The organism is Paenacidovorax caeni, assembly GCF_001298675.1.
Classification (GTDB): domain Bacteria; phylum Pseudomonadota; class Gammaproteobacteria; order Burkholderiales; family Burkholderiaceae_C; genus Paenacidovorax; species Paenacidovorax caeni.
This window is the reverse complement of sequence record NZ_CYIG01000003.1, coordinates 62,895-75,455: the sequence shown is the minus strand read 5'-3', so window position 1 is coordinate 75,455 and position 12,561 is coordinate 62,895. Positions and strand designations below refer to the sequence as shown.

Below are 12,561 nucleotides of genomic sequence, written 5' to 3'. Positions count from 1 at the left end.
GGCTGTAGGCCCCGCGCGCGGACGCGTCCGGGAATAGGTTCCAATTTGTTTTATATTGACCTTAATGTTTTTATGTGTATTTAATTGTCATGGGTTGGTGGCGTAACAACGTGGCGCCAGGGCTGGCGCGGGCCGCAGTGCTTAGTCTGTGTCTGGCGCTGTGCAGCCAGGGTGCGGTGGCGCAAGGGCACCTGGAGCGCATTCGTGGCAGCCGCCAGCTGCAGGTCTGCATCTGGCCGGACTACTACGGCATTTCCTACCGCGACCCGCGCACCCAGGCGCTGTCGGGCATCGACATCGACCTGGCCCAGGCGCTGGGGCATGAGCTGGGGGTGGCGGTGCAGTTCGTCGACAGCTCCTTCGCCCGCTTGGTGCCTGACCTGCAGGAAGGGCGCTGCGACGTGGCCATGTTCGCCATCGGCATCACGCCGCAGCGCCAGCAGTCCGTGCGCTTCACCCAGCCCTATCTGGCCAGCGATGTGCTGGCTATCACCACCCGCAGCAACCGCAAGATTCGTGGCTGGGACGACATTGACCAGCCCGGCGTGGTGGTGGCCGTGGCCAAGGGCACGTTGCACGAACCACTGATGCGCGAGCGGCTGAAAAATGCCCGGCTCATCACCCCCGACACCCCGCACGCACGCGAGCAGGAAGTGCAAGCGGGCCGCGCCGACGTGTTCATGACCGACTTTCCCTACACCCGCCGCATGCTGGAGACCACCGACTGGGCGCGGCTGGTCGCTCCGACGGCCGTCTGGCACGTCACGCCCTACGCCTGGGCCGTGCAGCCCGGTGACGACGCCTGGCACGCACGGCTGGAGCAGTTCCTGCGCGACATCAAGCGCGACGGCCGCCTGCTGGCAGCCGCGCGCAAGCACAAGCTCGACCCCATCGTGGTGCTGGACTGAGGTGGCGCAGCAACATCCCCTTGGTCCACACGCTGCGGCGTTCCTGCGCGCCGCGCCAGCTGGGCATTGGCGGCGGGTGCGTCGCCCGCTGAAGTGAAGAGCGGCGTGGCGGATTCCCTCTTGCCCCTGCCCGAAGCAACCCCGACAGGCCGCCGTCTGGGCCGGGGCTCCGTGGCGTTGCTGGTGGGTCTGCAGCTGCTGTTGGTGGCCAGTGTGGTGGCGGGGCTGTACTTCAGCGGCCAGCACCTGCGGGGTGTGGTGCTCGACCACACCCGCAGCCATGCCCAGGTGCAAGCCCATAACCTTGAAGACAGCATGACGCAGAGCTTCAACCTGCTGGACATGCACCTGCGCGCCCTCGTGGCCGAGCACCCCGAGATCCAGTACGCCGAGCAGGGCGTGGCCCCCAGGGACCTGGAAAAGGCCCTGACCGCCCTGCAGAACAAGCTGCCCTACGTCCGCTCGCTGTCGGTGCTGGAGCGCTCGGGCCGGGTGCTGGCCAGTACCCAGGCCGCCAACATCGGCCAGCAGCCCGCCCTGGAGCCTCTGCTGCCGCACGTCGCTCCGCACACCCCGGGCGTGTTGCGCTTCGGCGTGCCCTGGCGTGGGCGTGACTTCGCCGACGGCAGCCCTTGGCCGTCCACGCCGGGGCCGGAGGCGTCATCGCATGCACGCGATGCCGGCTTTTTCCCTGTCACCTTGGTGCTGCCCGAGGCACCGCAGTGGACCATCGTCGCGGCCATCAACAGCGACTACTTCATCAACCAGGCGCTGAACCACGAAGCCATGCCCGCGCTGCGCCACCAGCTCTACACCGACCAGGGCACGCTGCTGTTGTCTACCGCGGAGGACGATCTGCCCGGCACCGTGCTGGATGGCGCGCGTCTGGCCGCCGTGCTGGAGCGCCAGGTGGGTGTGGCCCAGTGGCCTGGGCCGCGCGGCGATGCCTGGCTCGTAGCCTTCCGCCCCTCGCGCAACTACCCCTGGTTCGTGCAGTCGCAAGCCTCCAGCACGCAGGTGCTGCAGCCATGGCGGCGCGACATGCGTCAGCTCGCCCTGCTGGCCGGGCTGACCCTGGTGCTGGTCCTGCTCACCACTGGCGCATTAACCTGGCGGGTGCGCCGCTCGCTGCAGCGCGAGGAGCAGCGCCTGGAGGAAACCCGCCTCGCCGCCAGCGTGTTCGCGCATAGCAGCGACTTCATCGTCATCACCGACCGGCAGGGGCGCATCGTCACCGTCAACCCCGCGTTCGAGCGCGGCACGGGCTTCAGCGCAGCCGAGGCCACGGGGTGCCTGCCCGGTCATCTGTCCCCCTCGCACCCCGTGCCCGCCCATTTGGACGCCATGTGGGCCGCCATGGCCACCGAAGGCGCATGGCAGGGCGAGGTCATCGACTGGCGCAAGGACGGCACGCCGCTGACCGGCTGGCTGACGGTCAATGCCATCCGTGACAGCGCGGGCCGCGTGGTCAACTACGTGGGCGTGCTGCACGACCTCTCGCGTCTGCGTGCCGACGAGGCCACCATCCGCAAGCTGTCGCTGGCGGTGGAGCAAAGCCCCACCAGCATCGTCATCACTTCCACGGCCCCGGCCATCGAGTATGCCAACCCGCATTTCTTCCACACCACGGGCTACACCCCGGCCGAGGTGCTGGGGGCCAATCCGCGCGTGCTGCAGTCGGGCCAGACCAGCCAGGCCACCTACGAGGCCATGTGGGCAGAACTGGTGGCGGGCCGGGTCTGGCAGGGCGAGTTCGTCAACCGGCGCAAGAGCGGCGAGCTGTACATCGAAAATGCCACCATCGCGCCGCTGGTCGATGACCAAGGCCGCATCACCCACTACCTGGGTATCAAGCAAGACATCACCGCCGCCAAGGAGGCCGAGAAGGCCCTGCGCCTGGCTGCGAGCGTGGTGGCCAACACCCATGAAGGGGTGATGGTCTGCGATGCCGCCCAGCGCATCATCGAGGTCAACCCGGCCTTCACCCGCATCACGGGCTATACCGCCACCGAGGTTCTGGGGCGCAAGCCCAGCCTGCTTTCTTCGGGGCGCAGGAGCCGGGAGCAATACCCCGCCATGTGGCAAGCGCTGAACCAGCACGGGCACTGGCAGGGGGAGTTCTGGAACCGGCACAAAAACGGCAGCCTGTACGCCGCCGCCAGCGCCGTCAATGCGCTGCGCGATGCGGCTGGGCAGGTCACGCACTACGTCAGCGTGTTCTCCGACATCACCGAGCGCAAGCACCAGCAGGAACAACTGGAACGCCTGGCGCACTTCGACCCCCTGACCGGCCTGCCCAACCGTGCCTTGCTGGCAGACCGCCTGCAGCAGGGCCTGGCCCGTGCGCAGCGGGCACGCCAGGGGCTGGCGGTGTGTTTCATGGACCTGGACGGCTTCAAGGCCGTGAACGACGCGCACGGCCACGACGCTGGCGACGACCTGCTGGCCGAGGTGGCGCGCCGTTTGCAGGGAAGTATCCGCGCCGGCGACACCGCCGCGCGCCTGGGGGGCGACGAGTTCGTGCTGCTGCTGGGCGGCTTGCACCATCCGCGCGAATGCGAGGACACCGCGCGCCGCGTGCTGCATGCCGTGGCCCTGCCCATCGAGGTGGAGGGGCATACCGTGCATGTCTCGGCCAGCATGGGCATCAGCGTGTTCCAGCGTGACGGCTGTGAGGCAGAGCAGCTTTTGCGCCAAGCCGACCAGGCCATGTACCAGGCCAAGCAGCGTGGGCGCAACCGCTATGTGTTGTACGCGCCTGGGATGGCCGATGCCGACCCGGGCAGCGCCTGATTCGCTCCGTTTTCGATAGCTGGGCGCGGGCGTGCGCACGCATTTCAGTTTTCCACGGCGCTGCGCCCCACCCGCAGTCCATGAAACCGGCGCGGCCCAGGCGCGGGCAGCCTTGCCGTGGCCGCCCTGTCGCGCTGGCTGCGCCCCCCTCCCGGAGCGCGAAGCGCCTCAGGGCGGGTTTCATTTCAGCGTGGATGGGTGCCGCCCCGGTCGTCGTAGCAGCGGAACACGTTGCAGTGCGTGATGTGCGGTGCCGGCTGGGGCGGCTGCGTGTGCGGAGGGCGTGGCAGGGGGCGGTAGGGCGGTGCCACCACCATGGGCGCGGCGGGCTGCAGCGCCCGCGTGCGCTCGATCTCTGCAAAGCGCTCAGGGCCCAGGCAGTCGAAATCCATCTGGCGCTGCAGAGCCTGCAGGCGCAGTTGCTCCTGTTCGTTGCCAGAGGACAGGCGGCCCAGTGCGCGATCGACCTCCTGGCGCGATTGAAGGCAAGCGGTGGACTGCGAATAGTCGAAGGGCTGTGCCGCATCCGCAGCGCGCGCGGCGCGTTGCAGTGCGGCCTCGCGCTGGCGCTCGGCGGCCTCGGCCTGCTGGCGTTGCTGCTTGCGCGCGATGGCTTCGGCGGCCTGCTCGCGCTCGGCACGCAGCGCCTCGGGCGTCTTGCGCGGCTCGACCTCCAGGGCCTGGCTGCCGCTGGTGCATTCGCCATCGGTGTAGGTGACCTTGCCGGTGCGCGGGTCGGTGCAGCGCAGTACCTGGGCCGGCGCGCCCAGGCTGGCCAGCAGCGCGCAGGCGGCCAGGCAGGCCGTCAGAAGCAGGCGCATGGCGGGGCCTTTCGTGAACGTTTCAGCGGGTGGGCGCTTGGCCGCCGGGGGCATTGCGCCAGTCGAACGGCGGCGGGCGCAAGCCTGGGTCGGTGCGCTCGCCGGGCGGGCCGAAGTGCTGGGGTGGCTGCCCGCCGGGTGCCGATGCGGGGGGCAACGCAGGGGCTGAGGCTGCGGGCGCCGGCGCCGGGGGCTGGGCGGGGGCCGAGGCGCAGCCGCCTGCGGCCAATGCCAGCAGCAGGGCCAGGGGGCGGGTCAGGGCGGTGGGCATGGCGCTTTCCATTTTTCCGTTTACGGGTGCTGTGCAGGGTGGCACGAACTGCGCACACCCACAACCCCTATGACGCGCCAGGGCCGGTTTTGGTTCACACGCCTGGGGCCTACAGCGCCCCGCTGGCGCGCAGCGCGGCGATGGCGGTGGCATCCAGCCCCAGCTCGTGCAGTACCTCGTCGGTGTGCTGGCCCAGCGCCGGGGGGGCGTTGCGGTAGCTCACGGGCGTGGCCGACAGGCGCAGGGGGCTGGCCACGCCGGCAATGTGCGTCGGGCCGGGGCCGGGGGACTCGTGCGCACGCCAGCGCGGCAGTTCCAGACGCAGCCCGCGTGCACGCACCTGCGGGTCGTCGAAGGCCTGGGCGATGGTGTTGATGGGGCCGCAGGGCACCGCCTTGTCCTGCAGCAGGGCGATCCACTCGGCACTGGTGCGCGCCTGCAGCACCGGGGCCATGCAGGCCAGCAGTGCCTCGCGGTGGCGCACGCGCGCGGTGTTGGTGGCGAAGCGCGGGTCTTCTGCCCATTCGGGGTGGCCCGCGGCGGCGCAAAAGCGGGCGAACTGTCCGTCGTTGCCGATGGCCAGCAGCACGTGGCCGTCGCGCGTGCGCAGGTCCTGGTAGGGCGCCAGGCTGGGGTGGGTGTTGCCCATGCGCTGCGGTGCCTCGCCGGTGGCCAGGTAGCCCGCCGCCTGGTTGGCGAGCAGGGCCATGCCGGTGTCGAGCAGGGCCATGTCGATGTACTGGCCCAGGCCGCTGGCCTGGCGCGCATGCAGCGCGGCCAGGATGGCGTTGCTGGCGTACAGGCCGGTGACCACGTCGATCACTGCCACGCCGACCTTGAGCGGGCCGCCGCCGGGCTGCTCGTCCGCAGGGCCGGTGATGCTCATCAGGCCGCACATGGCCTGCACCATGAGGTCGTAGCCGGCGCGCTCGGCGTAGGGCCCGTCCTGCCCGAAGCCGGTGATGGAGCAATAGACCAGGCGCGGATTGATCGCCCGGAGGCTTTCGTAGTCCAAGCCGTACTGCTTCAGGCCACCGACTTTGAAGTTCTCCACCACCACATCGGCCTCGGCAGCCATGCGGCGCAGCAGCGCCTGGCCCTCGGGGTGGGCCATGTCCACGGTGATGGAGCGCTTGTTGCGGTTGCAGGCGCTGTAGTAACTGGCTTCGGTGGTGGGCTGGCCTGCCGCGTCGTGCAGGAAGGGCGGGCCCCAGTGCCGCGTGTCGTCGCCGCTGCCGGGGCGCTCGACCTTGACCACATCGGCCCCCAGGTCGGCCAGCTGTTGCGTGCACCAGGGGCCGGCCAGCACGCGCGAGAGATCGAGCACCTTGATGCCGGCGAGGGCGCCCGGCGCCGTGGCGGAAGGGGTCATGGTTTGCTATTTAATCAGGAGCTGCTAGCGCTTTTTATTCGCCACTTTGCGATATTTTTTATGCGCAAAGTGGCTTGAGGAAAGCGCTGGCAGCTCATTTTTCAGGAGCGCCGTATCGGCCCCGTCAGTTGGCGAAAGCTGCGATGCCGGTCTGCGCGCGCCCCAGGATGAGTGCGTGCACGTCGTGCGTGCCTTCGTAGGTGTTGACCACCTCCAGGTTGACCAGATGGCGCGCCACGCCGAACTCGTCGCTGATGCCATTGCCGCCGAGCATGTCGCGCGCCAGGCGGGCGATGTCCAGCGCCTTGCCGCAGTTGTTGCGCTTGATGAGCGATGTGCCCTCGACGGCGGCAATGCCTTCGTCCTTCATGCGGCCAAAGCGCAGCGCGGCCTGCAGGCCCAGGGTGATCTCGGTCTGCATGTCGGCCAGCTTCTTCTGGATGAGCTGGTTGGCCGCCAGCGGGCGGCCGAACTGCTGGCGGTCCAGCGTGTACTGGCGCGCGGTGTGCCAGCAGAACTCGGCCGCGCCCATGGCCCCCCAGGCAATGCCGTAGCGCGCGCTGTCCAGGCAGGTGAACGGGCCCTTGAGGCCGCGCACCTCGGGGAAGGCGTTTTCTTCGGGCACGAACACATCGTCCATCACGATCTCGCCCGTAATGGAAGCGCGCAGCCCCACCTTGCCGTGGATGGCAGGGGCGCTCAGGCCCTTCCAGCCTTTCTCCAGCACGAAGCCCCGGATCGGGCCCACCGCGCCGCTCTCGCTCACCTCCTTGGCCCAGACCACGAACACGTCCGCCACCGGCGAATTGGTGATCCACATCTTGCTGCCCTTGAGACGGTAGCCGCCATCGGTTTTATAGGCGCGCGTGGCCATGGAGCCGGGGTCCGAGCCATGGTCCGGCTCCGTCAGGCCGAAGCAGCCGATGAACGCGCCTGAAGCCAATGGGGGCAGGTACTTCTGCTTCTGCGCCTCGGTGCCGAAGGCATGGATCGGCACCATCACCAGCGACGACTGCACGCTGGCCATGGAGCGGTAGCCCGAATCCACGCGCTCGATCTCGCGTGCAATCAGGCCGTAGCTGACGTAGTTCAGCCCCGCGCCGCCGTAGGCCTCGGGAATGGTCGGCCCGAGCAGGCCGAGCGCACCCATCTCGCGAAAGATGGAGAGGTCCGTCTTCTCATGGCGGAACATGTCCTGCACGCGCGGGGCGAGCTGGTTTTGGCAGTAGGCGGCGGCGGCGTCGCGGATGGCGCGCTCGTCGGCGCTGAGCTGCTGGTCGAGCAGGAACGGGTCTTCCCAGTGGAAGGGGGCGTGGGCCATCAGTGTCTCCAGTGCAAAAAAGAATTCATGCGAAACGCGCGCATCGTAGGGCAGCGCGCCTAGAGGTGGCAAGCGCGTAGTTGGCATCCAGAAATGCGTTTTTGGAATCTCTAGGGTAGAGTGCGTGCATGCGCCGCCATTTGCCCTCCACCCAGGCCCTGGCCTGTTTCGATGCCGCCGCGCGGCACGAGAGCTACACCCGCGCAGCGCAGGAGCTGGCGCTGACGCAAAGCGCCGTGTCGCGCCAGATCCTGGCACTGGAGGAGCAGCTCGGCGTGCAGCTGTTCCGCCGCACGCGCCACGGCGTGGTGCTCACGCCTGCCGGGCGCCACTACGGGCGCCAGGTGGCGCGCTGGCTACAGACGCTGGAGCAGGGCACGCTCGACGTGATGGCGCACCAGGGCCATGGCGGTGCGCTGTCGCTGGCCGCCGTGCCCACGTTCGCCACGCGCTGGCTGATCCCGCGCCTGCCGCTGCTGGCTGCGCGCCACCCTGAGATCGTGGTGCACATCGAGACGCGCACGCGCCCCTTCCTGTTTGCCGACTCCGCGTTCGACGCCGCGCTGTACGCGGGCACGCCCGAGCAGGTGGCCAACTGGCCCGGCGTGCAGGCGCAACTGCTGCTGCAAGAGGACGTGGTGCCCGTGTGCAGCCCGCGCCTGCTGCCCCCGGGGGGCGTGGCACCCGAGGCGCTAGCGCGCCTGCCGCTGCTGCAGCAGAGCACACGGCCCTATGGTTGGCAGCAGTGGTTCGACGCCATGGGGGTGCACGGCGTGGCGCGTGCGCTCGACGGGCCGCGCTATGAGCTGTTCTCCATGACGGCTGCTGCCGCCGCGCATGGCCTGGGGGTGGCGTTGATTCCGCCGTTGCTCATCGAGGCCGAGCTCGCCCGGGGCGACCTGGTGGTGGCGTGCCCCCGGCCGCTGCAGGGGGAGCGCGGCTACTACCTGGTCAGCCCGGCGCAGCCGCAGCCGCCGATGCTCGCGGCGTTCGCCAAGTGGCTGGGGGAGATGGCGGCAACGCAGGGTGCAGTGCCAGATGCCGGTGGGAAGAGTGCTGCCCCACCGCTCCGCCAGGATTGATAACGCTCCCTCTCACAGGGGTACGTTCTTGGCGCGCCAACGATTTCCGGCCGGCCTGCCGGACTGCCTGCCTGCCGTGCGCCGGCTGCATGCCGGTGCGGAGGCCTCCGGTGGGGACGCGCCCACCCTGCGGGTGGCGCAGGCACTGCGGTACGGAGCGCTTGGTGCGTTGGCCCTGCGGTACGATGCGCGAATGGTTACACATCGCATTTCTTCTCTTGCGCCTTGCAAAGCGTGCCAGGACCGGCCGCCGCTGACGCTTGAGTTCAGCATGGCGTTTCAGCCGATCGTCGATGTGCGCAGCCGCGAGGTATTTGCCTATGAGGCTCTGGTGCGCGGGCTGGATGGCAGTGGTGCCGCCCACATTCTGGGCCAGGTGAACGATGACAACCGTTACCAGTTCGACCAGGCTTGCCGTGTCAAAGCCGTGCGCCTGGCAGCCCAGCTGGGCATGGGCTGCCACGTCAGCATCAACTTTTTGCCCAATGCGGTGTACGAGCCCGCCGCGTGCATTCGCACCACGCTGGAAGCTGCGCAGCAGCACCAATTCCCCACCGACCGCTTGATTTTTGAGATCACCGAAAACGAGCGTGTGGTGGACAAAGACCACCTCAAGCGCATCTTGCAAGAGTACCGGCGTCGCGGCTTCAAAACCGCCATTGACGACTTTGGCGCGGGCTACTCGGGCCTGAACCTGTTGGCCGAGTTTCAGCCTGACATCATCAAGCTCGACATGGAGCTGGTGCGCCAGATCGACACCAACCCGGTGCGCCACGCCATCGTGCAGGGCATTTTGGGCGTGTGCAAGGCGCTGTCGATCGAGGCGATTGCCGAAGGCGTGGAAACGCTGGCCGAATACCGCACGCTGCGTGCTTTGGGTATTCACTACTTTCAGGGCTACCTGTTTGCCAAGCCCGCGTTTGAGCAACTGCCCGCCATCCACTGGCCTGAGGACTGAAGCCGCACGCGCTGGCGCCAACGCTACGGTGCGACGGCGACTTGGTTGCGGCCGCTGGTTTTGGCGCGGTACAGCGCCTGGTCGGTGCGCCGCAGCAGCGTGGAGCTGCATTCGCCCGGCTGCCAGGCGCCCACGCCCAGCGACAGGGTGATGGTGCCCACCACGGCATCTTGCTCGCAGGCCATGGTGCGGCGGATGCGTTCTGCCAGCTCCTGCGCCGCAGCCAGCTTGCAGCCGGGCAGCACAATCAAAAATTCCTCGCCCCCCCAGCGGATCAGCGCATCGCCGCTGCGCACCTTGCGGCTGAGCAGCGCAGCGCAGCGCTGCAGCACGCGGTCGCCCTCTTCGTGGCCAAAGCGGTCGTTGATGGACTTGAAATTGTCAATGTCGGCCAGGATCAGCGCGTAGCCCTGGCACTCCAGTTGCGCCGCCCGCTGGCAGCGCTGGAGCTGCTGCTCGCCCGCGCGGCGGTTGAGCAGGCCGGTCAGTGCGTCGTGGTGGGCTTGCTGGCGCAGCTCTTGCGCGCGTGCCACCAGCTCGGTCACGTCTTTGGTCACGCTGACGTAGTGCTGTGTGGCCCCGGCCTCGTCTTTGAGCGGCGTGATGGTTTGCGCCGCGTGGTAAATGCTGCCGTCTTTGCGCCGGTTGGCAAAGGTGGTCTGGCAGCTGTCACCACGTTCCAGCGCTTCGCGCAGTTGGGCGTAGAAAGCGGGTGTGCTCGCCCGATTGCAAAAATTTGGGCGTGCGCCCCTGCACTTCGTCGCTGCTGTAGCCCGTCAGGTCTTCAAAAGCCTGGTTGACGAACAAAATCTGCGCCTGCTCATCGGCAATCACCACGGCATCTTGCGTGGCGTTCAGCACCCGTGCCAGCAAGGCCTGGCGCTGCTCGGCACGCACCCGCGTGGTGATGTCTTGCTGCACCGAGACGTAGGCCTGCACCTGGCCCTGGGCATCGCGCACGGGGGAAATGTTCCACTCCACCAGGTAGCTGCTGCCATCTTTGCGGTAGTTCACCGTGGAGCCCTGAAAAAACGTCCCGCTGCGCAGGCATTCGCGCAGGCGCTGCAGCACCTGGGGGTCGGTGTGCGGGCCTTGCAGCAGGCGCGGCGAGCGCCCCAGCAGCTCCTGCTCGGTGTACCCCGTCATGCGGCAAAACGCCGGGTTGCAGTAGGTGATGCACGGCCCTTCACCATCCAGCGCGGCATTGGTGATGACCACGGCATTGAAAGCCTGCGCCACGGCCGTGTGCAGCAACTGCGCCAGGTCGGTGCAAGCGGGAGCGAAAGAGGCGGGCAAAGAAGTCACAAGGGTGGGGGCTTCACAAGACGGGGCGATCGCGTGGGGCTGCCAGCATACCAAGCTTGGGCAGATCATGTGGCTGCCACAATTCCCAGGTACAGCCCCCCTTTCTTTCTTGTTTTGACAGGTTTGCCCATGCCCCGTACTGCCCTGGTGTGGATGCGCCGCGATCTGCGCTGCGACGACCATGCCGCTCTGTACCACGCACTGCGCCGCTTCGAGCGCGTGTACTGCGCGTTCGTGTTCGATACCGACATCTTGGATGCCCTGCCCAGGCGCAGCGACCGGCGCGTTGAGTTCATCCACGCCAGCGTCGCGGCGCTCGATGAGGAACTGCGCCAGCTTGCCGCGCGCAGCGGCGCCCCCGGTGGCGGCTTGATCGTGCGCCACGGCCCGGCCGTGCCGACCATCGTGCAGCTGGCGCGCAGCCTGGGCGTGCAGGAAGTGCTGACGAACCGCGACTACGAACCCGAGGCCATCGCCCGCGACCAGCACGCCGCCCAAGCGCTGCAGGCCGCAGGCATAGCTTTGAGCGACTACAAAGACCAGGTGCTGCTGGAGCACAACGAAGTGCTGACCCAGCAAGGTTCGCCCTACAGCGTGTTCACCCCCTACAAACGCGCCTGGCTGCAAAAGCTCGACGCGTTCCAGCTCACACCCTACCCAGTGCAGTGCTACGCCCACCACCTGGCCGCACCACCTGCTGGGGAGCGGCTGCCCACCTTGGCCGACCTGGGCTTTAGCGCCACCAACCTGGGCAGCCTGGCGTTGCCACCTGGGATGCAGGGCGCGCAGCAGTTGCTGCACGACTTTGCCCCGCGCATGGCTGCCTACCAAGAGGCGCGCGACTTTCCTGCGCGCAAGGGCGTGTCTTACCTCTCGGTGCATTTGCGCTTCGGCACGGTGTCGATTCGCCAGCTTGCCGCCTTGGCTGCGGGGCAGGCCGCGCAGGGCTGCGCGGGCGCGCAAACGTGGCTCTCTGAGCTGGCGTGGCGCGACTTTTATTTCATGATCTTGCGCCACCACCCGCATGTGGTCACGCAGTCGTTTCGCCCCGCCTACGACCGCGTGCAGTGGGACGATGCGCCCGAACTGTGGCAAGCCTGGTGCGAGGCACGCACCGGCTACCCGCTGGTGGACGCGGCCATGCGCCAACTGCTGCAGACGGGCTACATGCACAACCGCCTGCGCATGGTGGTGGCCAGCTTTTTGACCAAAGACCTGGGCATCGACTGGCGCCGGGGCGAGCGCTTTTTTGCCCAGCACCTCAACGACTACGACCTGGCCGCCAACAACGGCGGCTGGCAGTGGGCCGCCTCCACGGGCTGCGACGCCCAGCCGTGGTTTCGCATCTTCAACCCCATCACACAGTCGCAAAAGTTTGACCCCGAGGGCAAGTTCATCCGCCGCTATCTCCCTGAGCTGGCGCGCGTGCCTGACAAGCACCTGCACTTTCCCGCTGCCATGAAACCGCTGGAGCTGCAAGCCTGTGGCCTGCGCCTGGGGCAGGACTACCCGCTGCCGGTGGTGGACCATGCCAGCGCGCGCGAGCGTACGCTCATGCGCTTTCACTTCCTCAGTGCCGGGGCCCGGGCGTGAATGCCGCGCAGGTTGAAAGCGGCCATCCGATACTTCTCTATTAATAGCTGCTAGCGCTTGATGGGTAAGCGCTAGCGGCTGTTTTCATGATGGATTTGTGCGGTTGTCGCAGGCGTATGAAGTGGCCATGCGGGCGT

General features: G+C 67.9%; 11 protein-coding genes and 1 pseudogene. 5 read left to right on the top strand and 7 right to left on the bottom strand.

Going from position 1 to position 12,561, the window contains the following annotated elements:
* The first annotated feature begins 74 nt into the window (after nucleotides 1–74).
* The gene (locus BN2503_RS01995) at nucleotides 75–908 is read left to right on the top strand and encodes an ABC transporter substrate-binding protein (protein ID WP_233494984.1); all 834 of its coding nucleotides are present in this window, start codon (nucleotides 75–77) and stop codon (nucleotides 906–908) included.
* A gap of 105 nt (nucleotides 909–1,013) precedes the next feature.
* Nucleotides 1,014–3,701, top strand: coding sequence for a sensor domain-containing protein (locus tag BN2503_RS01990; RefSeq protein WP_139235361.1), 2,688 nt, complete (start codon nucleotides 1,014–1,016; stop codon nucleotides 3,699–3,701).
* A gap of 185 nt (nucleotides 3,702–3,886) precedes the next feature.
* Here the strand turns inward: BN2503_RS01990 and BN2503_RS01985 are convergent, their stop codons facing one another.
* The 4 genes from BN2503_RS01985 to BN2503_RS01970 form a co-directional block, all read right to left on the bottom strand.
* A complete protein-coding gene (locus BN2503_RS01985) occupies nucleotides 3,887–4,522 on the bottom strand; it encodes a DUF4124 domain-containing protein (RefSeq protein WP_054254998.1) in 636 nt (211 codons plus the stop codon).
* 22 nt (nucleotides 4,523–4,544) lie between these two features.
* On the bottom strand, nucleotides 4,545–4,793 hold the full coding sequence (locus tag BN2503_RS01980; RefSeq protein ID WP_139235360.1) for a hypothetical protein: 249 nt from the start codon (nucleotides 4,791–4,793) through the stop codon (nucleotides 4,545–4,547).
* Nucleotides 4,794–4,902: 109 nt separating this feature from the next.
* Nucleotides 4,903–6,165, bottom strand: a complete 1,263-nt coding sequence (locus BN2503_RS01975) for a CaiB/BaiF CoA transferase family protein (protein ID WP_054254965.1) — start codon at nucleotides 6,163–6,165, stop codon at nucleotides 4,903–4,905.
* A 124-nt stretch (nucleotides 6,166–6,289) separates the two neighbouring features.
* A complete protein-coding gene (locus BN2503_RS01970; RefSeq protein WP_054254997.1) occupies nucleotides 6,290–7,486 on the bottom strand; it encodes an acyl-CoA dehydrogenase in 1,197 nt (398 codons plus the stop codon).
* A gap of 128 nt (nucleotides 7,487–7,614) precedes the next feature.
* On the opposite strand from BN2503_RS01970, the gene BN2503_RS01965 reads away from it, so the two are divergent.
* Both BN2503_RS01965 and BN2503_RS01960 read left to right on the top strand, forming a co-directional pair.
* Nucleotides 7,615–8,568 carry a LysR substrate-binding domain-containing protein gene (locus BN2503_RS01965; RefSeq protein ID WP_054254964.1) on the top strand — a complete coding sequence of 318 codons (954 nt, stop codon included), beginning with the start codon at nucleotides 7,615–7,617 and terminating at the stop codon, nucleotides 8,566–8,568.
* A 271-nt stretch (nucleotides 8,569–8,839) separates the two neighbouring features.
* Entirely contained in the window at nucleotides 8,840–9,526 is a 687-nt protein-coding gene (locus tag BN2503_RS01960; RefSeq protein WP_353611888.1) for an EAL domain-containing protein, read from the top strand.
* Nucleotides 9,527–9,549: 23 nt separating this feature from the next.
* Here the strand turns inward: BN2503_RS01960 and BN2503_RS20805 are convergent, their stop codons facing one another.
* From BN2503_RS20805 to BN2503_RS20795, 3 genes and pseudogenes are all read right to left on the bottom strand, one after another.
* Nucleotides 9,550–10,083, bottom strand: a complete 534-nt coding sequence (locus BN2503_RS20805) for a GGDEF domain-containing protein (RefSeq protein WP_233494983.1) — start codon at nucleotides 10,081–10,083, stop codon at nucleotides 9,550–9,552.
* Nucleotides 10,084–10,098: 15 nt separating this feature from the next.
* Nucleotides 10,099–10,209, bottom strand: a pseudogene (locus tag BN2503_RS20800) (hypothetical protein); the annotation flags it as partial.
* Entirely contained in the window at nucleotides 10,196–10,831 is a 636-nt protein-coding gene (locus BN2503_RS20795; RefSeq protein ID WP_233494982.1) for a PAS domain-containing protein, read from the bottom strand. The pseudogene BN2503_RS20800 and the gene BN2503_RS20795, both read right to left, overlap by 14 nt.
* Before the next feature lie 129 nt (nucleotides 10,832–10,960).
* Here BN2503_RS20795 and BN2503_RS01950 point away from each other — a divergent pair, with 129 nt between their 5' ends.
* The gene (locus BN2503_RS01950) at nucleotides 10,961–12,424 is read left to right on the top strand and encodes a cryptochrome/photolyase family protein (RefSeq protein WP_054254963.1); all 1,464 of its coding nucleotides are present in this window, start codon (nucleotides 10,961–10,963) and stop codon (nucleotides 12,422–12,424) included.
* Nucleotides 12,425–12,561: the final 137 nt, after the last annotated feature.